The sequence below is a fragment of the Alcanivorax sp. HI0007 genome, from assembly GCF_001635525.1.
In the GTDB taxonomy this organism is placed as follows: Bacteria; Pseudomonadota; Gammaproteobacteria; order Pseudomonadales; family Alcanivoracaceae; genus Alcanivorax.
In genome coordinates this window covers 1-23,572 of the sequence record NZ_LWEJ01000071.1, presented here as the reverse complement: position 1 = coordinate 23,572, position 23,572 = coordinate 1, and the positions used below count along the sequence as shown (strand labels likewise).

Sequence of the window (23,572 nt, the reverse complement as noted above, 5' to 3'; positions counted from 1 at the left end):
GCGACGGGCCTGTTCCAGCTCGACACGGGCCTGTTCCAGTTCTGCCTTGTATTCCTGGGCTCCCTGCAAGGCGGCCTTTTCTGCTTGCCAGATCTCTTCCAGGTCGGCGTACTGTTTTTCCAGTTCGTCGATATCCGCTTCCAGTTTTTCCAGCCGCTTGCGACTGGCTTCATCTTCTTCCTTGCGCAGCGCCTGGCGCTCCATTTTCAGCTGGATCAGCCGGCGATCAAGACGGTCCATTTCTTCCGGCATGGAATCGATTTCCATGCGGATTCGGCTACCGGCCTCGTCGATCAGGTCGATGGCCTTGTCCGGTAGCTGCCGATCCGTGATATAGCGATGGCTGAGCCTGGCCGCGGCAATGATAGCGCTGTCGGTAATGTCCACACCGTGGTGAACCTCGTAACGCTCTTTCAGACCGCGCAGAATGGCGATGGTATCTTCCACGCTGGGCTCATCCACCTGCACTTTCTGGAAGCGACGCTCAAGGGCCGCATCCTTTTCGATGTACTGTCGATATTCATCCAGCGTAGTGGCGCCCACACAGTGCAGCTCGCCCCGGGCCAGGGCCGGCTTCAGCATGTTGCCGGCATCCATGGAGCCCTCTCCCTTGCCGGCGCCGACCATGGTGTGCAACTCATCAATGAAGAGGATGATACGACCTTCCTGCTTGGCCAGCTCGTTGAGCACGGCCTTGAGACGCTCCTCGAACTCGCCGCGATATTTGGCACCGGCAATCAGGGCCGCCATGTCCAGAGACAGCACCTGTTTGTCCTTCAGCCCTTCCGGCACCTCTCCGTTGACAATACGCTGGGCCAACCCCTCCACAATGGCGGTCTTGCCCACACCGGGCTCACCAATGAGGACGGGGTTGTTCTTGGTACGACGCTGCAATACCTGAATAGTCCGGCGGATTTCATCGTCACGACCGATCACCGGGTCGAGCTTGCCGGACTCGGCCCGTTCGGTCAGATTGACCGTATATTTGTCCAGCGCCTCGCGCTTGTCCTCCGCATTGGGATCGTTCACCGCTTCGCCACCCCGTACCTGCGCAATTTTCTCCGCCAGTGTCTTCTTGGTGATACCGGCATTCTTCATCAGCTTGCCAAGCTCACCGTTATCATCACAGGCCGCCAGCAACACCACCTCGGTGGACAGATATTGATCTCCACGCTGCTGGGCTTCCCGGTCGGCCATGTTGAGTAAACGGCCGGTGGCCTGGCCCATCTGCACATCGCCGGTGAAATTACTGACCGTGGGCAGCTTGTCCACCGCCATGTTCAGGGCAGTAATCACATCAGCCCCGTTGGCGCCGGCCTTTTCCAGCAAGGGGCGGGCCGCGCCGCCTTGCTGCTGCATCAGTGCCAGCATCAGGTGAACGGGCTCTATGGTGCTGTTGCCCTGCCCCACGGCCAGGGATTGCGCGTCAGACAACGCTTGCTGCAGGCGCGCGGTGAGTTTATCCATTCGCATTTGGGCTCTCCTTTCCGGTTGTGATCCGCGCGCCCGCTCCCTGTCGGCAAGCCAGCCACGATCACCGGTTACTTGTCATCTGACCTCTAAATGGGTCCGATTGGGCCATATTCAAGAGCAGTGAAGAGTTAATAGTGAACAGTGAATAGTTCGCGATCCGGGGTGAATTGATTCTGAAACGCAAGAGGCCGCGCCCAGGGTTTGGGTGCGGCCTCTTGCGTTTCAAAAACAGAAAAGCGGCCTCGCGTCGCTGTTCACTATTAACTCTTCACTGCTCTTTTATTGGTCCAGCCAAATGAGTGACGCAAACCGACCCGTGTCGCCTTCTTTACGGTAGGAATAGAAACGCTTGAGATCACAGGCGGTGCAAAGCTCCCCGCCCTGTACGTCCTCCACGCCCAGACGGGCCAGTTCAATCATGGCCGCCTGGGCAACGGAAAATCGCCAATGGTGGGGGGTCGCATCTGCATGAAAGGCATCTTTAAAATCTGCCTGGGTATCCACAAAGGCCCGGTAGACCTCGTCACCCACCTGGTAGCATTTGCCACAGATCGCCGGGCCCAGCCAGGCACTGACCGGCTCACCCTTCGGGGCAATCCTGCTCACTCCCTGGGCAATGATGCCCGCCTGCAGGCCTCGCCACCCCGCATGCACCGCCGCCACCGCACTGCCGTCGGTTCGCGCCAGCAACACAGGCAGGCAGTCGGCGGTGAGCACCACACAGGGCCAGCGCTGCTGATCCGTCCAGACCCCATCGGCCTCATTGTCAGCATCCTCTGCGCGGATCACCCGTTTGCCGTGGACTTGCTTCAACCAGGCCACCGGATGATCCGCCTGCAGCAGTTTTTCCACATGGTGACGGGCCTGCTCCACCCGGGCGGGCTGATCACCGCAGTTCATGCCCAGATTGAAGCCATTCCAGGGGGGCGGAGAGTGACTGCCGGCACGGGTGGTCACTGCCACGCGCACTGCCGGGTGCGGTTGCCAGCGGGGCCACAGCCAGTCGTCCACGTCAGGAAGAACCATGGAAAGCCACCTTGAACAAGTTAAGGCTGGATCACGGAGATGGGCAAAAGCCCAACACCACGAACACTGCAAGCGCCGCCACAGAGGAGGACAGCGGACAAAAAAGCAACGCTTACCCAACCGCTGTAGGAGCTATGCTTGCATGGCGAACCGAGCCCAAGCGAGGAATAGAAGATTACCTTATCTCGACGCTCTCTATCCCCCTTGAGCCCAGGAGAGTTTGATCAACCTGCGGTCGATTTCCGCGCAAGCGCGGTTCGCCATGCAAGCATAGCTCCTACAGCGGCTTCGCAGCCACCATTAGCCTCAAGGCTCAGGCGCTTACATCTTCTTCCAGTACCCGAATCAACGCCTGCATATCTTCGGGCAGCGGCGCTTCGAATTCACAGTATTCCCCCGTGGCCGGATGAATCAAGCCGAGTTTTCTCGCATGCAGGGCCTGGCGGGGAAAACGGCGCAGGGCTTCGCGCAGGGCCTCGCTGGCACCGGCGGGCTGCTTGAGACGGCCACCGTAGAGCGGATCGCCCACCAGCGGATAGTTGCGATGGGCCATGTGAACACGGATCTGGTGCGTTCGGCCGGTTTCCAGCTGCACCTTGATCCGAGTGTGGGCCCGATAACGGTCCAGAACCCGGTAGTGAGTGACCGCTTCCTTACCGCCATGCTTAACGACCGCCTGTTTCTTTCGGTCCACCGGGTGGCGACCGATCGGTGCGTCCACCTTGCCGCCGCCGGTCATCACGCCCACGGCAATGGCTTCGTACTGGCGAAACAGGCTCTTGTCCTGCAACTGCGCCACCAGGCTCTGATGCGCCTCCAGGGACCGGGCCACCACCATCAGGCCGGTGGTATCCCGGTCCAGTCGGTGCACAATGCCTGCCCGGGGGAGACTGTTGAGCCGTTCATCCAGGTGCAGAAGGCCATTGAGGAGAGTGCCATCCGCGTGGCCCGCTGCCGGGTGCACAACGAGCCCGGTGGGCTTGTTGATCACGATCAAGTCGTCGTCCTGATAGACCACATCCAGCTCAATGGACTGGGGCAGATCGTCCAGTTCCGGGGCGATTTCCACTTCCAGCGCCAGGCACTCATTGCCAATCAGCTTATCCTTGGGCTTGGCTTTGCCTCCGTTGACGGTCAGCACCCCGTCCTTGATCCAGCCTTGCAGCCGGGAACGGGAAAATCCCTCAAACAGCTCGGCGGCGGCCTGATCGACCCGCTGCCCCGCCTGATCTGCGCGTACCTGCTCGCTACGCTGAATTTTCTCGCCGCCAAGATGTCCCATAGTGCAACCTGTGTTTAAATGCCGAGTCTGAATTATTCAAAGGCTCTGAAGCCTGTATTGTAACCGCTTAACGAGGGAAGAATGCCACGTCTTTTATGGCCACTACTGTGCCTGCTGCTACTCGCCGGCTGCGCCAGCAACAAGGAGCGCCCGGAGCTGACCGAGGTAGACCAGTATCGGGAAGCCAGCGAGTCGCTGGAGTCAAAGAACTATCTGACCGCCATTGACCAGCTCAAGGAGCTGGAAGCCCGTTTTCCCTACGGCGATTTCGCGGAACAGGCCGCCCTGGACCTGATCTACGCCCAGTACCGGGCGGTGGATTACCCGGCCACCGTGGTCGCGGCCCAGCGCTTTATGCGCAATTATCCAGCGCATCCACGCATGGACTATGCGATTTACATGCGTGGGCTGGCCAATTTCAATATGGAAAAAGGCCTGTTCGATAATATGGTCAGCTCCGACAAATCCAGCAAGGATATGGGAGCGGCCAAGGATGCATTCCGGGATTTCGAGCGACTGGTAAACCGCTTCCCGGACAGCGAGTATGCACCGGATGCCCGCTCACGGATGGTGCATATCCGCAACCAGCTGGCCCGCCAGGAGCTGCATGTGGCTCGCTACTATGCCCGCCGCGGCGCAGTCATCGCCTCCATCAATCGGGCCCAGTATGTGGTCAAGCATTTCCAGCAAACCCCAGCGGTACCCGAGGCGCTTGCCATCATGACGAAGGGCTACGAGCGTCTGAAGCAACCGGAACTGGCGGAAAAGAGCCGCAAGGTTCTGGCCCTGAACTGGCCGGACAGCACCTTTCTGGACGATGACAAACGCGTGGATCTGGCCTGGTGGCCGGACGAGGATGATGGGCTGCTGAGCCTGCTGACGTTTGATTTGCTGTAATGAGCTGAAAGTTTAACGTTCAACGTTGAAAAGCGCGGACCACGCTTTTTGCTTTATAAACGCAAGAGGCCGCGCCCATAGCTTGGGCGCGGCCTCTTATGTTTNAAGACAAGGCAAAGCTGTTTCGCGCAACTATTAATTATTCATTATTAACTATTAATTGCCTTTCTACGCCGACTCCGGAATTTGCAACGAATCCATCGGTGCCTGCAGATAGTAGCCCTGCAGGTAATCCACTCCACCCAGGCTCCACAGGGCCTGCATCTGGGCGGCGGATTCGACGAAACCTACCACGGTCCTGCGGTTGCTTTCTTTTACCTGTTTGACGATATCGGTGAGCCGTTGGCGGCCTTCCGCCTTGGACACGTCCTGGGTGAAAGAGCCTTCGAATTTCACCATGGTGGCCGGAATATGCTGGAACAGCTTGAACGGATCCAGGCCGCCGCCAAAGCGACTGATGGAGATACCGCAACCGGCACTCTTCATCTTCTCGGCAAACACGCCCGCCTGTTTCAGGTAGGTGGTGGCATCGCCCTCGGTTAGCTGGAAGGTCAGCCGTGAACCATCCATCTTGGCCGCACGCATGGCCTTGAGCAGCCAGTCCGCCAGGGATGCATCCGCCAGGGAGCCCCCGTTGATGTTGAACACCAGCTTGACGGGCTCACTCATCGCAGCCGCCGCCCGCATGGCGTTGAGCACCACCCAGCGATCAATCTTGCCCACCAGGCCCTGCTCAGCGGCCACCGGCATGAACTCCCCGGCTTCCATGGCTTCACCCTGCTTCTGCGGCAGATCCACAAACACCTCGAAGAGATGCTCACTGTCATCTTCAAGGTTCATCAGCGGTTGATAATGCAGTTTGAAACTGCCTTGCTCCAACGCCTGACGCAGCAACATGACAATGGCTTCGGAAGAGCCCGCAGCCACCTCGTCCATGGGATCATGCACCTTGATGCTGTTGCCCTGGCCACCGTTTTCCCGCTGAGCCTGGTTACAGCATTTCAGTGCCGTGGTCAGGGTGCCCTGGCCACTGCGGGCATCCTCGCGAACAAAGGCGACCCCCACACTGGCCGTCACATGGATCGTCTTGGCCGCCACTTCCGGCATCAGCCCTTCAATACCGGCGCGCAGACTCTCGGCCAGTGCCTCGGCCTCATCGGTATCCGCAACCGGCAACAAGACGGCGAAATCCTCACCGTCTACCCGGGCCAGTTTGGCATCTCCCACCTGGCCACCCAGCCAGTTGGCAACCGCGCGGAGAATATCATCGGCACCATCGATACCCACCGAAGACTGGTGTTGCTCAAAGTCGTCCAGGCGGAGATACAGCACCGTCGCCAGTTGTCCCTCGCGAGCCGCCTCGGCCACCGCATCATCAAGCTGGTCCATAAACCACTTGCGGGCAAACAGGCCGGTAACCTGGTCTTTCTGGCTCATCTCCTGGAGCCGTTCCTGCATTTCGCTCTCGTCCACGCCGCCGGCGCGAATCACGATCTGGGTGCAGGCCTCACCATCATAGGTGCTGGGCGAGAAGGTAAAGGACGCATCAAACTCTTCGCCATCGGTATTGACGCCCTTGCATTCCAGTTCCTGGGTCTGGCTTTCATCCTGGGCACGACTACGCAGTAGCTGTTTGAGCTTGTCATGGTCCGCCGCCGACACCATGTCCATGATGGGAACGCCGGCCAGATCGTCAGCGCTCTCATAGCCAAACAGCTCCACATAGTTGTCGTTGGCGTGAATATGCATGCCATCGAGCACATAGGCGATGGCGTCACGACTCTGATCCATCAACAGGGCCAACCGCTTTTCCGCATCGTGACGGGCAATCTCGGAGTGCTGGAGCTCCTTGCGCAGACGCAGGTTCTCGACCACCCGGTCCACCATCAGGGTAAGCATATCCCTGTCATTACCGGGCACCACGCCGCTGGCCCCCTGCTGGAGGGCCGCCTTTACGGTCTCGGCAGAAAAGGTATTTTCCAGCAGGATCACTGGCACCGCCTTGCCCAAACGCTTGAGGTGGGCCATGGCAGATTCAAAACTGCCATCGCCGAAGGAAGGCCTGCACAGCATCAACTCCCAGGCGCCACCTTTCAACGCGCGCAGCAAATCATCTTCGCCCAGGGCCAGTTGTGCCCGGGTTGCCCGGCCGGCATTGCGCAGCATATTCATCAGCTGCTCGGCCTCATCTTGGGAATCATGGGCGATCAGTAGGCGGAGATTGTCCAGGGCATAGCTCATGGTGTGACGACTCATACTGTTTTCGTACGGCTTACCATTGTGCCTGACAACCTTGTCTTGGCAACTTTCCCACAGAAAAAGAGAGAACTGACCGACCTTTCCGGGGAAAGCCGTCTTCTGTTCCGTCTTTTCTGATTATGGAAAGCCGCCCGGCCAATGGCAGAAAACCATCACACAGCATCCTCGCTGTGGCCTTGATAACGGGTCAGAAACGCAACGTCGCGTCCCATTGAATCCTTACAGAGTGGACCAGATGGAATCCAGATCCCCTTCATCATTATCGCTTGCCGGCCTCACCGGTGTGGGGGTTGCCATATCGCGGAATGGATACTGGCTGAACCCGGACGCCCCCTGGGTGCGACGCAACAACTGTACACGACGGGGCTCGCCAGCCTCTACCAGCTCCACTTTGACCCCCTCATTGAAACCCACCGTGGGCAACAACAGGGTGGCGGGCTGACCGACGCCGGCCAGCTCAGGCAACAGGATGGCGCGCATGAAATCACTGTCTTCACCCTGCTTGCGCAGAGCCCGGGCAGCCACCGGCCGACCCCCGGGAGCCAGCAATTCCACCCCGAAGCGGGCACCATGGTTGGGTAGCTGGGTCACCCAGCGCACCACCGCCAGCATCCAGTGGCTGTCCGGGTGGTCCCGCAATCCCAGTAATTCGCCGGTACGCATCAGGCTCGGCGTATTCCCCTGCCAGGACAGGCAATAGCCGCCGGGGCTGGCATTGACCTTCTGGCAGTGATAACTCTCCGGCAAGGTCGCCTCGCTGCGAAGGGAGGAATCCGGCTTACCGATATCAATGGTTTCATTGGGAAAGTCGGATTGATAGGCCGTCGCCCAGGGGTCTTCCTTCTGCTGCTTTTGCCGGCTACTGACTTTGATATTGCGCAGGAAAGGATTGTTTTCTTCCCCCTCGCCCATCACCGACAAGCTGCCTCGCTCAATCAGGGTTTCAAACGGCACCTTGCCGGAAAGGAAATAGTGCACCCCCACCAGTCCGAAGCACAGTTCGACCTCACCGCTTTCAGCCATGCGCTTGAAAGCCCGCTCCGTCAGCGCCCCCCACACCTGCTGCAGGTGGGACATCATGCTTTCATCCAGCCCTTTGGGAACCTGCAGATCGCTCTCCTCGGGGTCATCTTTCCAGGCACTGATTGCCTGCACCAGCCGGACGGAATCGATATAGCGCCAGCTGTCCGTCGCCTGGGAGGCATGGGTGCGGTAAATGGGAGGGCGGTCCGCCTGGAGGTCGAACACGAACAGGTCTTCATCATCACTGGCGGTCTTGATCTCAATCAGGTCCCCCCAGGTGAATGCGGCCTTGTACAAGGCCGCCAGTTCCTGTTGACGTAACTGATTGGGCTTGGCGGTGGCCAGCAATAAGCAACGGGCATAGGCAGACTGGATGCTGGAGTTGCCTTTTTCATCATCCACCGGCGTCGCGGAAATGCCGTGCAGTTCCGCCAGCAGATAAAGCTGGTGCAGCTCCAGCCACAGGTGGCGAGGGCTGGGAAAATACAACTGATAACAACGCAACAGGGTATCGCCAAGGGCGCTGATGGCGCGATGAATTGCCATGGTGACCGCACGCCGGACTGCCTTGTCCTTCAGCTTGCGCATGCCCCGTACCGCCACCAGCTTATAGCCGTTGGCCAGATGCCCTTGCAGGGCCTGAGCCAGACTGGCCACTCGCCGCGCCTTGTCTGGTAATACCAGGGATTGATTCAAGTAATGTTTCTGCAGGGAATCACTGACATGCAAAATGGAAGGACGAACCACTTCCAGCAACTGGAAACGCTGTTTGGAATCGATTTGCAGCCGGTTCAGTTCCTGAATGAACTGATAAAGCTGACGAGCCGTTTCCCCCATGTTCATGATCGGGAGAGCGTCGACCCACTGTTGCAGCTTTTTCGGCTGGTCAGCGCCAAGTGTCAGGTGCGGCAAATCCTGCTCGGGCAGTTTCAAGCGCACCGTCTGGGCTGGTTGCTCCATTGAAGATAATCCTTATCCCGGTGGCACCCAGATAGGGAACCCTTAACGATTTCTTTAGCGCTTGCTATGCAAGGAATTGTTAAGGCAACCCTCTAGTTATTAAGTATTAGTTCTTGTTTTGTATGTGTCCTTCGTCACATGACTTTACGATACCGTTACAAGCCTGTAAACGTTGTGTTGGCAGCGACAGACGGATGCTCTAGCCCGCCAATACGGTCTTTGCCGGCTTCCCCGGCTCTTCCCGTGACAACCTCGGCACCAGAAAGCCGGGTAAGCGGCCACGCAGCTGCTCATGAAGTTGCATAGCGCGCGAATCCGCCACGGCAAAATGCGCCGCACCCTGCACGGCATCCAGTTGATGCAGGTAATACGGCATCACACCCGCCTCATGGAGGCGATCCGACAACGCTTCCAGCGTATCAACACAATCATTCACTCCGGCCAGCAACACACTCTGATTCAGCAGGGTGATCCCTTCACGCCGCCACTGACGGCAGCGCTCCACCAGCGCAGGACTGATTTCCCGGGGATGATTGGCATGCAGTACCAGGGCCGTCTGCCAGCGGGGGGCCGACAGCAATGTCAGCAACGATTCATCCAGCCGTTCCGGAATCACTACCGGGGTACGGCTGTGAATACGCAGCCGACGCAGATGGGGAATCTCCGCCAGCGCCGCCAGCAGTTCCTGTAAACGGCGATTGTTCAGGGTCAGGGGGTCGCCGCCACTGAGGATCACCTCGCGGATATCCGGGCGTGACGCCAGCCATTCCAGCGCCTGATCCCAACGCTTGCCGCTGAGGTGACTCTGATAGGGGAAATGCCGGCGAAAACAGTAACGGCAGTGGACTGCGCAAGCGCCGGTGACCACCAGCAGTGCGCGGCCATGGTACTTGTGCAATAGCCCGGGAACCGGAGTGTGGGCAGCTTCCTCCAGCGGATCACTGCTGTATCCCTCCTCCTCGCGCAGCTCCGCCGGCACACTCATCACCTGCCGCAACAGCGGATCATCCGGGTTGCCCGGCTCCATAAGGCGCACATAGCCACGGGGCACACGCAGGGGGAAATCCTGCGCCGCTGCCAGCATCTCGGGCAGGGATTCCGCCTCCAGCTGAAGCAGGCCGATAAGCTCCGCCGGATCAGTAATCAGGTCCGCCTGCTGGCGCTGCCAGCCGGGCAACTCCCAACCGTCCCTTTCCTGCGTTATCATGGGGGTCTGCTGATGTTTCATTTGCGTCTCTGCTGGAGTTCATTTTTTCGTCCGGCAAGGCGGAAGGAGTGCGGCATAGTCTTTCATATGTAAGTGACTGACAACGCAGCTGGGCGGGCCCTTTGCCTCAACGTCAGGGGGCCCAGCCCTTCGGGTTGTGCCTGCAAGCGCACCACTCGTCGTTACAAGTCGTTCATTTGAATAAAACCAAACATCTCTCCTTGTGCCTAGATTGGTACGCTTGCAGGCACAACAGAGACGCAAATGAAACATTAGCAAACCCCGCACCCTCTGCGACGCCATACATCAACCTTTGGAACAACATTTATGGCCAACTATTCTACCAGTGAATTCAAGTCCGGCTTGAAAGTGATGCTCGATGGCGACCCCTGCGCCATCATCGAGAACGAATTCGTCAAGCCCGGCAAGGGTCAGGCGTTCAGCCGTGTCAGACTGCGCAACCTGAAAACCGGCAAAGTCTGGGATCGCACCTTCAAGTCCGGCGACTCCCTGGAAGGCGCCGACGTGATGGATGTGTCCATGCAGTACATCTTCAGCGATGGCGAATTCTGGCATTTCATGGATCAGACCACCTTCGAACAGAAGCAGGCCGACGATGCCGCCGTGGGCGATGCCAAGAAGTGGCTGAAAGAGGAAGACATCTGCGAGGTCACCCTCTACAACGGTGAACCCCTGTCCGTCACCCCGCCAAACTTCGTGGAACTGCAGATTGTGGAAACCGATCCGGGCCTGAAAGGCGACACTGCCGGCACCGGCGGCAAGCCTGCCACCCTGAGCACCGGCGCTGTCGTCCGTGTGCCGCTTTTCGTGCAGGAAGGCGAGATCGTCAAGGTGGACACCCGCACCGGCGATTACGTGGGTCGCATCAAGAGCTAGTCGTGACCGACTGGCAACCCACCGCCTCGCTGGAGGCCATCAAGGCGCGCGCCGAGCTGCTGAGCACGGTGCGCGCTTTTTTTGCTGCCCGCGATGTGCTGGAAGTGGACACCCCACAACTGGCGCACTACGGGGTCAGCGACCCGCACATCCAGTGCATCGCTGTGCCCGGCTACGGCTATTTGCAGAGCTCACCGGAGTACCACATGAAGCGGCTGCTGGCTGCTGGCAGCGGGCCTATCTACCAGATCTGCAAGGCATTTCGTGATGGTGAAGCCGGGAGCCGTCACAACCCGGAATTTACCATGCTGGAATGGTACCGCCCGGGCTTTGCACTGGATGATCTGGTGCAAGAGTGCCTGGCGTTATTCGCCGAGCTCTTCCCCCGTGCCCAGTCAAGGACCTACCGCTTCCGCGACCTGTTCCGCCACGTCACCGGCCTGGACCCTCTCACCGCCAATGATTCAGACCTGATCGCCCATGCTGAATCCCGGGGCGCACCGAAAGGCCTGAACAAGACCGCCGCCGTGGATTACCTAATGGCCACCCGGGTAGAAGACGCTCTTCCTGACGAGCAACTTTCCGTGGTGACCGACTTCCCCGGCTGGGCCGCCGCCCTGGCACAGACCCGTACGGACAACGATGGTGTCACCGTCGCGCAACGCTTTGAAATCTATTATCGGGGCCTGGAACTGGCCAATGGGTATCAGGAGCTGACCGATGCGGGAGAACAAAAGCGACGCTTTGAACAGGACAATATTCAGCGTGAAGCCAATGGCCTGAACCCCATGGACGCCGACCCCTATTTGCTCGACGCCATGAACACCGGCCTGCCCGCCTGCAGCGGCGTCGCCATGGGCGTGGAGCGACTGTTGATGGCACAACAGGGCAGCGGCAAAATCCACGACATCATCGCCTTCCCCTGGCCCCGCGCCTGAACGCCCCGCCGTAGGAGCGTCGCTGGCGGCGCGATTCCAGAGCAAGGATCAAAAACCCGTTCTCCACAGAACACACAGAGAAAACCTGCTTCTTCTCGGTGAATTTTGTGGGCTCTGCCGTAAACCGTCTTTTCCGGTTTTGGGTTATCGCGCCGCGAGCGACGCTCCTACGGCGAAATCCCGGCACGGGAAGCCATAAAAAAGCCGCCCCAACTTCCGGGCGTGGCCTCTTTCCTTTCAGCTCGCAACACGATCGCCCGTGTTGCAACTTTCAACTTGCAACTGCCCTTACGCCACCGCCGGCTGCGCCACTGAATTCGCTCTGGCCGCCGTCTCCGCAATCAGGTCGCCAATCCGGTCAATGGCTGACGGCGGGAAGTCGTGGCCCATGCCGGGAATAATCACCAGCTTGGCGCCGCGAATATGGCGGGCGGAGGCCTTGCCGCCGGCGGGACGGATCAGCGGGTCGGCTCCGCCGTGGATCACAGTGGCCGGGCAGCGGATCTGTTTAAGGTGTTTGGTCAGGGCACCGGTGGCCAGCACGGCCAGGAACTGGTTGCGAATCCCGCGCGGGTTGATGCCGCGGGCCCAACACTCCCGATACATGGCTTCCAGTTCGTCACGGCCCTGGGGCAAGGTGCCGGCCAGCTTGCCCATCATCTCCAGACCAAACGCCACAAACTGGTCTTCCGTTTCCACCTTCACTCCGGGGGCCACCAGGGTCTTGAGGGCAGCGGGTTTCGGTAACGGCAGGTAGGGGCTGTTGTTACTGGACATGATGGAGGTCAGCGACAGCACCCGGTCAGGATGGGTGGCCGCCATCAACTGGCTGATCATGCCGCCCATGGAGGCACCCACAAAATGCGCCCGTTCGATGTTCAACGCATCCAGCAGCCCCACGGTGTCGGCCACCATGTCGTGCAGGGTATAGGCACTGTCTACCGACATTCCCACGGTATAACGCAGCAACGCCACCAGCGGCCCCTGCTTGAATGGTTTGCGAATGCGGGTGGATTTGCCCACATCCCGGTTATCGAAACGGATCACCCGATAGCCACGCTCAACCAGGATATCCAGCAACGGTTCCGGCCAGAACACCATCTGTGCCGAGAGCCCCATGACAAAGATAATGGGCTCACCGTTTTCCGGGCCACGACTCTCGTAAAAAAGCTCGATTCCGTTACTGCTCAGCGTGCCAGACTGCATATGTGACCTCTTCTTTGTTCTACTGCGAGCTGCTCAACATAGAAAAGCTCCAGGCAAACCACAAGCATACCCACTCCGATTGGCCCGATGGCCCCTCACACAGTGATGGCACGCCACAGCATATCGAACAGCACCCCATGCTGATCCGCCATGCGGCCGGGGCGACCCCGGAGCAGGTGCATCTGGGAAATGCGCAACAAGACCCCGTAAAAGAAGTCCAGCAGGATCGGCGTGGCCACCTGACTGTTGAGGATGCCCTGCTCCTGACCCTCGCGCAGCACACTCAGGAACAGCTCGGTCAGGCGCTGCTGCCCCGGGGTGGTATCGCTACCCCAGCGGCCAGGGTACACCGAGTTGATCATCATCCGGCCCATCTGCGGATTGCGGTCGAAAAAGTCCAGCACCACCCAGAACACCTTGCTGAGCCGATCGCGGAAGGTATCAATGCCGGCCAGGTGATCCAGCATACGCTCAGCCAGTTGCTCCAGGCCGTGATGCAGGCAGGCGCTGAGCAGCGCCTCTTTGCTTCCCTGCTTCTCATCACCGTAGTAACGGTACAGGGTCTGCAGGCTGCAGCGGGCAGCGCGGGCGATTTGCTGCAACGTCACCTGATGGAATTCCGAATCCGCAAACACCTGTACGGCAGCCCATTCAATGCGCTGCCGCACCGCCGGGTCCTGGCGGGATTCGGGAAGCACTGCCGTCCCGTTTTTCACCGGTTCATTTCCTTTCACTGTAATTATTATTACACCGCTGTCAGACAGCGTCCGCTGCGACGTTGACTCACTGCCAAGAGCCTTCTAGTCTCGACACACTTTGTCACCATTCAATGTCACATTTTGTGTAATAAAAATTACACCGTGACCGGCAACCCCTGCAAGGAGTTTGGAATGCCTGTTCGCAAAATGAAGCTGGCCGGCCGCAGCGGCCGCGTGGCCGTGGTGGATGGTCTGCGCACCCCGTTTGCCCGGATCGCCACCCACTATAAAGACCTGAACGCCATCGACCTGGGCGCCATGGTCGTGAAAGAACTGATGGCCCGCAACAACCTGGACCAGCGCGATATCGAGCAACTGGTATTCGGCATGACGGTGATGATCCCGGAAGCCCCCTTTATCGCCCGGGAAATCGCCCTGGCGCTGGGGATGAATACGGTGGACGCCTACTCCATCACCCGCGCCTGTGCCACCAGCTTCCAGACCGCCGCCAGCGTGGCCGACAACATCGTCGCCGGCTACACCGACGTGGCCATTGCCGGGGGCACCGACTCCACCAGCTGCGCCCGGGTGCCGCTGTCCTCCGAACTGAGCGCCGTGCTGCGCGATGTGAGTTTTGCCAAGAGCATGAAAGATCGCATCAAGCTGCTCAGCCAATTGAAGGCCAAAGACCTGCTGCCCCAGGCGCCGTCCATTACCGAATACTCGGTGGGCGAAACCATGGGCGAAAGCACCGAGAAAATGGTCAAGAAATGGGGCATCAGCCGCCAGGAACAGGACGATCTGGCCCATGCCTCCCACAGCAATGCCGCCCGCGCCTGGGCGGAAGGCCGTCTGGACAAGCAGGTAATGACCGCCTTCCTGCCGCCCAAGGCCACCCCGCTGAAGGACGACAACCTGGTGCGCAAGAACTCCGAACGGGCCGGCTACAGCAAACTCAAACCGGTCTTCGACAAGGTATCCGGCAGCGTCACCGCCGGCAACAGCAGCCCCCTCACCGACGGTGCCGGCGCCCTGTTGATGATGAGCGAAAAGAAAGCCAAGGCCCTGGGCTACGAGCCGCTGGGTTACATCCGCTCCTACGCCTTTGCCGCGCGCACCCCGAAAGACGATCTGCTCATGGGCCCGGTGCTCGCCGCCCCCATGGCCATGGCTCGTGCCGGCCTCACCCTGGACGACCTGACCCTGGTGGACATGCACGAGGCCTTCGCCGGCCAGGTGGCCTGTAACCTGAAAGGGCTGGCCGACGACGACTATGTCCGCAGCCAGACCGGCCTCGCCGCCCTGGGCGAAGTGGACCGCAGCAAGCTCAACGTGAACGGCGGCTCCATCGCCTATGGCCACCCCTTCGGCGCCACCGGCGCCCGCGTCATCAGCCAGGCCCTGTATGAACTGCAGCGTCGCGGTGGCGGCCTGGCCCTGACCACCGCCTGCGCCGCCGGCGGCATCGGTGCCGCCATGGTGCTGGAAGCGGAATAAACAGCGGAACAAGGAGATTCCCATGAGCAAGACACAACGTGCCTTTACTCTCAAACCGCTGGATAACGGTGTGGCCGTACTGGAAATCAATGTGCCCGGCGATACCCAGAACACCCTGAAAGCGGAGTTCGCCGACGATTTCAACGCGGCCTTTGCCGACATCGAAAAAGCCGCCCCCAAGGCCTTGGTGCTCTACTCCACCAAGGCAGGCTCTTTCATGGCCGGCGCCGATATCAAGCTGTTTGAAAACGCCAAGACCGCCAAGGAAGTGAGCGACCTGTCCATACTGTGCCAGCATACGTTCCAGAAACTGGAAGACCTGGATATCCCGGTAGTGGCCGCCATCAAGGGTGCCTGCCTGGGCGGCGGCATGGAGCTGGCGCTGGCCTGCTCCTACCGTATCGCCGCCAGCAGCAGCGATACCGTACTGGGCCTGCCGGAAGTGATGCTGGGCCTGCTGCCCGCCGGCGGCGGCACCCAGCGCATGCCGCGTCTGGTGGGTATCGCCTCCGCCCTGGACCTGATGCTCACCGGTCGGCAACTGAAAGCCAAGCCGGCGAAAAAAATCGGTCTGGTGGATGAAGTGGTGGAAGCCGTGGCGGTCTACGACCGGGCCGTGGCACGGGCGCTGGAACTGGCGGATGCCAAGGAAGAAAGCGGCGTCAATTTTGCCAGTTACTTCAGCAAGGATGGCATTACCAAAGCGGCGCTGGAACAGAACAGCCTGGGCCGCAAGATGGTCTTCGACCAGGCCCGCAAACAGACAGCCAAGAAAACCCACGGCCTCTACCCGGCCCCGCCAGCCATCATTGATGCGGTGGAAGCGGGCTTCGAGGACGGCATCGAACAGGGGTACGCCACTGAAGCGCGGCTGTTTGGCGAGCTGGCCATGTCACCGCAGTCGAAACAGTTGCGCGGCATCTTCCACGCCACCAACACCCTGAAGAAAGAGACCTTTGTGGCCGACGGCGTGAAAGCCCGGAACATGGAAAAAGTCGGTGTCCTCGGTGCCGGCCTGATGGGGGCCGGCATCGCGCTGACCACCATCAACAAGGCCAAGCTGCCGGTACGCCTGAAAGACCGGGACGACAAAGGCCTGGCCCATGGCGTGAAATACGTCAGCGAGTTCTACAACAAGCGCACCAAGAAAGGCGCCATGAGCGCCGCCGATGCCAGCGCCGAACAGGGCCGCATTTCCTACACCGCCGATTACAGCGGTTTCAAGGGCCTGGACCTGGTGGTGGAAGCCGTATTCGAAGACCTGGGCCTGAAACACAGGATGCTCAAGGACGTGGAAGCCAACGGCAACAAGCACACGGTCTTTGCTTCCAACACCTCTTCCATTCCCATCACCGAAATTGCCAGTGCCGCCGAGCGTCCGGAAAACGTGATCGGCCTGCACTACTTCTCGCCGGTGGAAAAGATGCCCCTGCTGGAAATCATCACCACGGAGAAGACCGCCCCGGAAGTGACCGCCGGCTGCGTGGCCTTCGGCAAGGCCCAGGGCAAGACCGTGATCGTGGTGAAGGACGGCCCGGGCTTCTATACCACCCGTATTCTTGCGCCCTACCTGAATGAATCCACCCGTCTGCTAACAGAAGGCGTGGATGTAAAAGCCGTGGACAAGGCGCTGGTGCGCTTTGGCTTCCCGGTGGGCCCCATCACCCTGCTCGACGAAGTGGGTGTGGATGTGGGCACCAAGGTGGGCCCGGTACTGGAAAAGGCCTTCGGTGAACGTATGGCGTCCCCGGATGCCGCCGGCCTGATGATCGAAAACGATTATCTGGGTCGCAAGAGTGGCCGCGGTTTCTATATTTATGAAGGCGTGGCCAAGGGTGAAAAGCCGGTGAATACCGCGCTCTACGAGCTGATGAATGTGAGCCAGGAAAAGGACGCGGACGACGAAGAAATCGTCAGCCGTTGCGTCTGGCTGATGATCAACGAAGCCGCCTACTGCCTGCAGGACGGCATTATCAGCGATCCCATGCACGGCGACATCGGTGCCATCTTCGGTCTGGGCTTCCCCCCCTTCCGCGGCGGCCCGTTCCGGTACATGGACAGCCTGGGTCTTACCAATTCGGTACGCACTCTGGAGCGACTTGCCGAACATTTTGGCGACCGCTTCACACCGGCTCCGCTATTGATAGACATGGCGAAAAAGAAACAACGCTTTTACCCGTAAGCGTCCGGCGCTTGTTTGTTCGCGCCCGTAAACGTTCGTCCTGCCCTGCAGGGCCTAACAACCTCAAAGGAACCACAGCATGTTTCAACAAGTGATGAACTGGATGCGGGACAACAAGATTCTCCCGCAGATTTCCGACACCGAACGCCAGGCCCTGGAAGCCGGCGATGTATGGATTGATGGTCAATTCTTCGGCGGCAAGGTGGACTTTGAAAAAATCCTCGCCGAAAACTATGACCAGCTCCCCGCCCACGAACAGGCGTTCCTGGACGGCCCGGTGGAAGAGCTGCTGAAGATGGCCGACAGCTATGAGCTGTCCCGTACCCGCAAGCTGCCGGACGATATCTTCAAGTTCATGGCCGACAATGGCTTCTTTGCCATGCAGATCGCCAAGGAATACGGCGGCATGCCCATGTCCACCCAGGCGAAATCCTGCATCATGGCCAAGGTCAGCTCCTACTCCGGCCTGCTCAGCGCCATGGTGGTGATTCCCAATTCCCTGGGCGCCGCAGAGCTGCTCGGTCACTACGGCACCGATGAGCAGAAGAACTACTATCTGCCCAAGCTGGCCAAGGGTGATTTCATTCCTTGCTTCGGCCTCACCGAACCCACCGCGGGTTCCGACGCGGCCTCCCTGAAAGCGGAAGGGGTGGTGTTCAAGGACGATGACGGCGAAGTGAAATTCAAGCTGAATTTCCGCAAGCGCTATATCACTCTGGCGCCGGTGGCCAACCTGATCTCCCTGGCCGTGCGCCTGCACGATCCGGAGAACCTGCTGGGCAAGGGTGAAGAGCCGGGCATCACCGTGGTATTGATTGAAAAAGGCGCCAAGGGCACTGAAGGCCTGCACATCGGCGACCACCACCAACCCATCGGTGAACACTTCCCCAACGGCCCCATTGTCGGCCGTGATGTGATCGTGCCGGCCGGCAATGTGCTGGGTGGCGTGGAATACACCGGCATGGGCTGGAAGATGCTCATGGAAGCCCTGGCGGGTGGACGCATGGTGTCCCTGCCGGCCACCGGTGTCTGCGGTGTACGCCACGGCGCCATGATTGCCGGCGCCTACTCCATGGTGCGCCAGCAGTTCGGGATTCCCGTGGGTCGCATGGAAGGCGTGGAACACAAGATCGGCAAGGCCGCAGGTATGACCTACGCCTTTGACGCTGCCCGGGTATTCGGTTGCTCCGCCGTCGACAACGGTATCCAGCCGCCGGTGATGTCCGCAGTGATGAAAGCCTACTCCACGGAAATGGGCCGCGAGATCGGCACCGATGCCATGGACGTGACTGCTGGCTACGGCGTTATGCAGGGCCCCAACAACACCATGGGGCGCCTGTACAACTCCGCCCCGGTGAGTGTCACCGTGGAAGGTGCCAACATCATGACCCGCACCCTGATGATCTTCGGTCAGGGCGCCACCCGCTGCCACCCCTACGCCTACAAGGTAGTCCAGGCCGTGGAAAACGAGGACGTGGCCAGCTTCCGCAAGAATCTCACTGGCTGGATGGTGCAGTTCCTGCTCGGCATGGTAATGACCCTGGTACGTGGCGTTACCCGCGGCTGGTTCACCGTGAAGGTGCCGAATGTGGAGCCGAAGACCAAGAGTATCTACCGTCGTCTGGGCTGGGCCGCCACCCGCTTTGGCCTGCTCACCAACCTGGCCATGTTCTTCGTGGGCGGCAAACTGAAAGCCCGTGGCAACCTGACCGGTCGTTATGCGGATGCGGTTGCCTGGTTGTACATCACCACCTCTGCCCTGCGTCGTTTTGAAGCCGAAGGCCGCAAGGCGGAAGACCTGGCGCTGGTGCAGTATGCCGGTGAATACGGTTTGACCCAGATCCAGAAAGCCTTCGAAGGCATCTATGAAAACTTCGGCGGCCCGGTGGGTGTGATCCTGAAAACCGTGGGCCGTATCTGGCTGGGTCTGAACCCGCTGGCCAAGCTGCCCGATGATCAGCTCAGCCACAAGGCCGCGCTGGCTCTGCAAAGCTACGGCGATCAGTACAAGCGCCTTGTCGGCGGTAACTACATGCCGGAAGAAAGCGATGAGGGTCTGGGTCGCCTGCTCAAGGCCTTCCGTCTGACCACCGAAGCCGAGCCGGTTCGCAACAAGATCCGCGCTGCCCAGAAAGCCCGCAAACTGGGCCGTGGCAAGGTGGAGGAAATCGCTGCCGAGGCGGCCCAGCAAGGTGTGATCAGCGATGCGGAACTGGCTCTGCTGAATGACGCCACCGCCGCATGCATGCTGGCCATTGAGGTGGATGTGTTCACCAAGGATGAGTACTACGGCGCCGGCGGCATCCCCGCCATGAGCGCCACCGGTGACGGTGGTGTGGAACAGCCGCCGGAGTACGAGCTGGCCAAAGCCGTAGGCCAGTAAGGTCCCCGATACCGAACGCCCGCTCCGGGCGTTCGGTTTTCTTTTGCCCGGTTCCATTCCTTTGCACTGCCACCCGGCAATGCAAAGGAATGCTGCCGCCACAACCCACAGGATAATCCATGAACCCACTACTGGACGGCCTGACGGTCCTTGACCTGTCCCGGCTGCTGCCCGGCCCCTTCTGCTCCCTGACCCTGGCTCAGCTGGGTGCCGAGGTAATCAAGATCGAGGAGCCGGATGGCGGCGATTATGCCCGGGAACTGTCCCCGGAATTGTTCGATATCGTCAACCGGGGCAAACAGTCCCTGACCCTGGATCTTCGCCAGCCCGACGACGTGGAACGATTCAAGGCACTGGTAAAAGACGCTGACGTGGTCCTGGAATCCTTTCGCCCTGGCGTCATGGATAAGCTGGGTTGTGGTTACGACACTCTCAAGGCCATCAACCCGCAACTGGTCTATGCCTCTCTCACCGGTTACGGCCAGACCGGCCCCTATGCAGACCGCCCCGGCCATGATCTGAATTACCTGGGCTATGCCGGCGTGCTGGACCAGACCGGTCTGCCCGGCAAACGCCCGGCCATGTCCAACGTGCAGATCGCCGACCTGGCCGGCGGCGCCCAGAACTGCGCCATCGGCATTCTTGCGGCGGTGATGGGCGCCCGTCGGAGTGGCGAAGGCTGCTGGGTGGATGTGGCCATGCTGGACGGTGCCCTGGCGCTGCAGAGCATGGCCCTGGCCACCCACCACCAGCACGGCAACAGCCAGCCCCGCGGCAAGGACATGCTCACTGGCGCCCTGGCCAACTACAACGTGTACCGCTGCCGGGACGGCAAGTACCTGGCGGTGGGCTCCCTGGAGCCCAAGTTCTTCATGGCATTCCTGAAGGAAATCACGCCGGGATTTCTCTGGAAGAAAAAAACCGGAAAGAAGAGAAAGACATCGGGGCATTCCAGTGAAAAACCACAATCTTCCAGCGGCGGCAACGATGCCCTGACCAAACTGGCCGCCGACCCGAAGAAACTGCGCCGCCTGATGGTACCGGTGCGCTGGGCCATTCAACTGATTCTGCTTACCCGCACCCGGGATCAGTGGGATGCGCGCCTCGCCCACAAGGACACCTGCGTGTCCGGCATCCTCACGCTGGAAGAGGCCTTGGCCAATGAACAGGTGCAGGCCCGCGGTCTGGTCACTAACAACCACAAGGGCCCGGTATTGCGCTCACCCATCCGCTTTGTGGGCGCCCAGACCCGGGATGGCGACAGTCCCGCCCTGGGCGAGCATAACCCGCTGTTTACGAATCAGGAAAAACGCCGGGCCTGAGCCCGGTTCTGACCCGATCAACCCTGCTACTGTCTGGCAAAACGTCATACCGTAGTGAAAAAAGAACAAATACGGAAAACCCATGAGCATTCAGGCCAAAATCATCAAGGCGGTGACCCGCCGCACCATCAAGCGCCACGGACTCAACCAGGAGCAATTGGTTCGTCACCTGCGCAAGGCATTTAACAACACGCCAACGATTACCCTGCTGCCCCGCAAGGTGACACTCAAGCAGATCCGCGAGCCCCGGTTCGAGGGTGACCACCTGGGTGTCAGCAATCCGTCCACCACCGTGCTTTACCTGCATGGTGGCGCCTATATCGGCGGGGTAACCCGGACTTACCACAACCTGGCCGGGCGCCTGGCCAAGCAGCTGCATGGCGAAGTCTATCTGCCGGTATACCCGTTTGCGCCGGAGCACCCGTTCCCGGAAGCCGTGAACCGGGTCATGGAGGCCTACGAATACCTGCTGGCCCTGGGCAAGAACCCCAGCGACATCGTCATCGCCGGGGATTCCGCCGGTGGCGGCCTGACCCTGGCCACCCTGCTGCACATCCGTGACAAGGGCCTGCCCCAGCCTCGCTGTGCGGTGCTGTTTTCTCCGGCCAGTAATGCGTCACCGGATGACAAGGTCATGGACGCCCTGGACCCCAGCGATGCCATGTTGTCCGCGGATATCATTCGCACCGTGATTGATATTTACATCCCCAACAAAGAGGACCGGACACACCCCTATGCCTCTCCTTGCCTGGGCGACTACCAGGGCGTCTGCCCCATGCTGATTACCGCCAGCACCGACGAGGTGCTCTATGCCGACGGCAAACAGGTTCGAAAGGCTGCGGAAAAAGCTGGGGTGCAGGTGAAATGGATCGAACGGTCGGGGCTGTTTCATGTCTGGCCCATCATGGTTCCCTTCCTGCCGGAGGCCAACCGGGACCTGAAACGCGTGGTCGAGTTTATCCGCACCGCCTGATTTTTTTGGTCATTGCCGCCACCTGAACACTGGCGTTAACTGATTATTCCAACAACAGGGAGGCGGCATGACCGAACTGCCCCGCATTCATCAGGACGATTATTGCGACGAGGACCTGCCCCGGCTTACCCAGCCCTGGTGGCAGACTTTGCCCACGGGTTTTCATGCCCTGCCGGATCACTTTCTGGCAGACAACGATACCCGCTGGCGGATCGACTACACCGCCGGCATCGACACAGTGGCGCGGACCGGGCTGGCCAGCATGGCCGGCGCCGCGGCCCTGCCCGCCACACTGAATCTCTCCCGGCAAAAGGAAGAACGGGCGCTGGTGGATTTTTACCGCCCCTTTCTCCAGGAAGACGATCCCAATACGTTCTTTAGCCGGCCCACACAGACGGCAAACATTGAACGTATTCCGGTGGCCCCCTATCACTTTCAGCCGGAGGATGGTGAGGCCCATACCCTGCGCTTTCGCTCACCCTTCGAACCCAGAAACCCGGCGCTGCGTGACCGTTACCTGAGCCACCGTCGCAACCGCACCGCCTGGGCCCAGCACTGGCGTCACCATGGCGAACCGCGCCCGACACTGATCATGATCCACGGCTTTGTGGCCGACCCCTACTGGCTCAATACCCGCTGGCTGGCGCTGCCCTGGTTTTACAAGCAGGGCTTCGATGTCTTGCTCTACACCCTGCCGTTCCATGGACGCCGCAAGGGCCGCCTTGCCCCGTTCAGCGGCGCACAGTTTTTCAGCCAGGGCATGGCCCTGCTCAACGAAACGTTCGCCCATGCCATCCATGACCTGCGTCTGTTCATGGATTATTTGCGTGCCCAGGGCACGCCGGCCATGGGCGCCACGGGGATCTCTCTCGGCGGTTACACCACCGGACTCCTGGCCGCACTGGAAGACGACCTGGCCTTTGCCATCCCCAATGTGCCACTGGTCAGCATCATGGACCTGATGCAGAGCTGGTTCCCGATCAACCTGCAAGTGGGCCTGATGAAAAAGGTTTACGGCACGGACCTGCAGGGTCTGCGCGAGATTACCGCCTTGCATTCCCCCCTGACCTGGCCATGCAAGGTGCCGTCCAAGGGGCGTATGGTCATCGGCGGCGCCGGCGACCGCTTCGCTCCGCCCAAACACAGTCACCTGCTGCACCAGCACTGGGGACATTGCGACCTGCACTGGTTCCCGGGCAACCATCTGCTGCATCTGGATCAGGGGCTTTATCTGAAAGCCATGCGGGATTTCATGAAGGCGGCGCTGGGGGAGACGTCAGCGGCGGTGAATGCCTGAATCCCCCTTCCCCGTTGGAGCCATGCTTGCCCCCAAGGGGATCTGCAACATG

17 protein-coding genes are annotated in these 23,572 nt (G+C 60.1%); 9 read left to right on the top strand and 8 right to left on the bottom strand.

Annotated elements, in window-relative coordinates; translation table 11 throughout:
• The 3 genes from A3714_RS03480 to rluD all read right to left on the bottom strand — a co-directional run.
• On the bottom strand, positions 1 to 1,473 hold a 1,473-nt coding region (locus A3714_RS03480), incomplete at its 3' end, for a Clp protease N-terminal domain-containing protein (RefSeq protein ID WP_156493823.1).
• Between the two features lie 279 nt (positions 1,474 to 1,752).
• The gene (gene pgeF / locus A3714_RS03475) at positions 1,753 to 2,499 is read right to left on the bottom strand and encodes a peptidoglycan editing factor PgeF (RefSeq protein ID WP_063509976.1); all 747 of its coding nucleotides are present in this window, start codon (positions 2,497 to 2,499) and stop codon (positions 1,753 to 1,755) included.
• A gap of 313 nt (positions 2,500 to 2,812) precedes the next feature.
• Entirely contained in the window at positions 2,813 to 3,781 is a 969-nt protein-coding gene (gene rluD, locus A3714_RS03470; protein ID WP_063509977.1) for a 23S rRNA pseudouridine(1911/1915/1917) synthase RluD, read from the bottom strand.
• Positions 3,782 to 3,862: 81 nt separating this feature from the next.
• On the opposite strand from rluD, the gene A3714_RS03465 reads away from it, so the two are divergent.
• Positions 3,863 to 4,678, top strand: coding sequence for an outer membrane protein assembly factor BamD (locus A3714_RS03465; protein ID WP_063509978.1), 816 nt, complete (start codon positions 3,863 to 3,865; stop codon positions 4,676 to 4,678).
• Positions 4,679 to 4,846: 168 nt separating this feature from the next.
• Here A3714_RS03465 and A3714_RS03460 read toward each other — a convergent pair whose 3' ends face one another.
• The 3 genes from A3714_RS03460 to epmB form a co-directional block, all read right to left on the bottom strand.
• Positions 4,847 to 6,934: an EAL domain-containing protein gene (locus tag A3714_RS03460; RefSeq protein WP_231867821.1), complete on the bottom strand. Its 2,088-nt coding sequence runs from the start codon at positions 6,932 to 6,934 to the stop codon at positions 4,847 to 4,849.
• Positions 6,935 to 7,156: 222 nt separating this feature from the next.
• Positions 7,157 to 8,920 carry a hypothetical protein gene (locus A3714_RS03455; protein WP_063510046.1) on the bottom strand — a complete coding sequence of 588 codons (1,764 nt, stop codon included), beginning with the start codon at positions 8,918 to 8,920 and terminating at the stop codon, positions 7,157 to 7,159.
• 199 nt (positions 8,921 to 9,119) lie between these two features.
• Positions 9,120 to 10,148 (bottom strand): EF-P beta-lysylation protein EpmB, encoded by a 1,029-nt coding sequence (epmB, locus tag A3714_RS03450; RefSeq protein WP_231866114.1) that lies wholly within the window; start codon positions 10,146 to 10,148, stop codon positions 9,120 to 9,122.
• Between the two features lie 306 nt (positions 10,149 to 10,454).
• Here epmB and efp point away from each other — a divergent pair, with 306 nt between their 5' ends.
• Positions 10,455 to 11,024 carry an elongation factor P gene (gene efp / locus A3714_RS03445; protein ID WP_063510047.1) on the top strand — a complete coding sequence of 190 codons (570 nt, stop codon included), beginning with the start codon at positions 10,455 to 10,457 and terminating at the stop codon, positions 11,022 to 11,024.
• A 2-nt stretch (positions 11,025 to 11,026) separates the two neighbouring features.
• The gene (epmA, locus tag A3714_RS03440) at positions 11,027 to 11,962 is read left to right on the top strand and encodes an EF-P lysine aminoacylase EpmA (protein ID WP_063510082.1); all 936 of its coding nucleotides are present in this window, start codon (positions 11,027 to 11,029) and stop codon (positions 11,960 to 11,962) included.
• A 288-nt stretch (positions 11,963 to 12,250) separates the two neighbouring features.
• On the opposite strand, the gene A3714_RS03435 is transcribed toward epmA, so the two are convergent.
• The gene (locus tag A3714_RS03435) at positions 12,251 to 13,168 is read right to left on the bottom strand and encodes an alpha/beta fold hydrolase (RefSeq protein WP_063510083.1); all 918 of its coding nucleotides are present in this window, start codon (positions 13,166 to 13,168) and stop codon (positions 12,251 to 12,253) included.
• A gap of 95 nt (positions 13,169 to 13,263) precedes the next feature.
• Positions 13,264 to 13,884, bottom strand: a complete 621-nt coding sequence (locus A3714_RS03430; RefSeq protein WP_062817124.1) for a TetR/AcrR family transcriptional regulator — start codon at positions 13,882 to 13,884, stop codon at positions 13,264 to 13,266.
• 174 nt (positions 13,885 to 14,058) lie between these two features.
• Here A3714_RS03430 and fadI point away from each other — a divergent pair, with 174 nt between their 5' ends.
• The 6 genes from fadI to A3714_RS03400 all read left to right on the top strand — a co-directional run bounded on the left by fadI (position 14,059) and on the right by A3714_RS03400 (position 23,520).
• Entirely contained in the window at positions 14,059 to 15,363 is a 1,305-nt protein-coding gene (gene fadI / locus A3714_RS03425) for an acetyl-CoA C-acyltransferase FadI (RefSeq protein ID WP_062817125.1), read from the top strand.
• 22 nt (positions 15,364 to 15,385) lie between these two features.
• Positions 15,386 to 17,545, top strand: coding sequence for a fatty acid oxidation complex subunit alpha FadJ (gene fadJ, locus A3714_RS03420; protein ID WP_063510084.1), 2,160 nt, complete (start codon positions 15,386 to 15,388; stop codon positions 17,543 to 17,545).
• A gap of 79 nt (positions 17,546 to 17,624) precedes the next feature.
• Positions 17,625 to 19,928 carry an acyl-CoA dehydrogenase gene (locus A3714_RS03415; RefSeq protein WP_062817127.1) on the top strand — a complete coding sequence of 768 codons (2,304 nt, stop codon included), beginning with the start codon at positions 17,625 to 17,627 and terminating at the stop codon, positions 19,926 to 19,928.
• A 119-nt stretch (positions 19,929 to 20,047) separates the two neighbouring features.
• Positions 20,048 to 21,250, top strand: a complete 1,203-nt coding sequence (locus A3714_RS03410) for a CaiB/BaiF CoA-transferase family protein (RefSeq protein WP_063510085.1) — start codon at positions 20,048 to 20,050, stop codon at positions 21,248 to 21,250.
• A gap of 82 nt (positions 21,251 to 21,332) precedes the next feature.
• Positions 21,333 to 22,223: an alpha/beta hydrolase gene (locus tag A3714_RS03405; protein WP_063510086.1), complete on the top strand. Its 891-nt coding sequence runs from the start codon at positions 21,333 to 21,335 to the stop codon at positions 22,221 to 22,223.
• A gap of 67 nt (positions 22,224 to 22,290) precedes the next feature.
• Complete coding sequence (locus A3714_RS03400) at positions 22,291 to 23,520, top strand: S9 family peptidase (RefSeq protein WP_062817130.1); 1,230 nt, start codon at positions 22,291 to 22,293, stop codon at positions 23,518 to 23,520.
• The last annotated feature ends 52 nt before the right edge of the window (positions 23,521 to 23,572 follow it).

Coding starts and splice junctions, on each gene's coding strand:
- rluD (WP_063509977.1), bottom strand. CDS start 3,781: ATGGGACATCTTGGCGGCGAGAAAATTCAGCGTAGCGAGCAGGTACGC.
- pgeF (WP_063509976.1), bottom strand. CDS start 2,499: ATGGTTCTTCCTGACGTGGACGACTGGCTGTGGCCCCGCTGGCAACCG.
- A3714_RS03460 (WP_231867821.1), bottom strand. CDS start 6,934: ATGAGTCGTCACACCATGAGCTATGCCCTGGACAATCTCCGCCTACTG.
- fadJ (WP_063510084.1), top strand. CDS start 15,386: ATGAGCAAGACACAACGTGCCTTTACTCTCAAACCGCTGGATAACGGT.
- A3714_RS03415 (WP_062817127.1), top strand. CDS start 17,625: ATGTTTCAACAAGTGATGAACTGGATGCGGGACAACAAGATTCTCCCG.
- fadI (WP_062817125.1), top strand. CDS start 14,059: ATGCCTGTTCGCAAAATGAAGCTGGCCGGCCGCAGCGGCCGCGTGGCC.
- A3714_RS03465 (WP_063509978.1), top strand. CDS start 3,863: ATGCCACGTCTTTTATGGCCACTACTGTGCCTGCTGCTACTCGCCGGC.
- A3714_RS03400 (WP_062817130.1), top strand. CDS start 22,291: ATGACCGAACTGCCCCGCATTCATCAGGACGATTATTGCGACGAGGAC.
- epmB (WP_231866114.1), bottom strand. CDS start 10,148: ATGAAACATCAGCAGACCCCCATGATAACGCAGGAAAGGGACGGTTGG.
- A3714_RS03410 (WP_063510085.1), top strand. CDS start 20,048: ATGAACCCACTACTGGACGGCCTGACGGTCCTTGACCTGTCCCGGCTG.
- A3714_RS03455 (WP_063510046.1), bottom strand. CDS start 8,920: ATGGAGCAACCAGCCCAGACGGTGCGCTTGAAACTGCCCGAGCAGGAT.
- A3714_RS03405 (WP_063510086.1), top strand. CDS start 21,333: ATGAGCATTCAGGCCAAAATCATCAAGGCGGTGACCCGCCGCACCATC.
- A3714_RS03435 (WP_063510083.1), bottom strand. CDS start 13,168: ATGCAGTCTGGCACGCTGAGCAGTAACGGAATCGAGCTTTTTTACGAG.
- efp (WP_063510047.1), top strand. CDS start 10,455: ATGGCCAACTATTCTACCAGTGAATTCAAGTCCGGCTTGAAAGTGATG.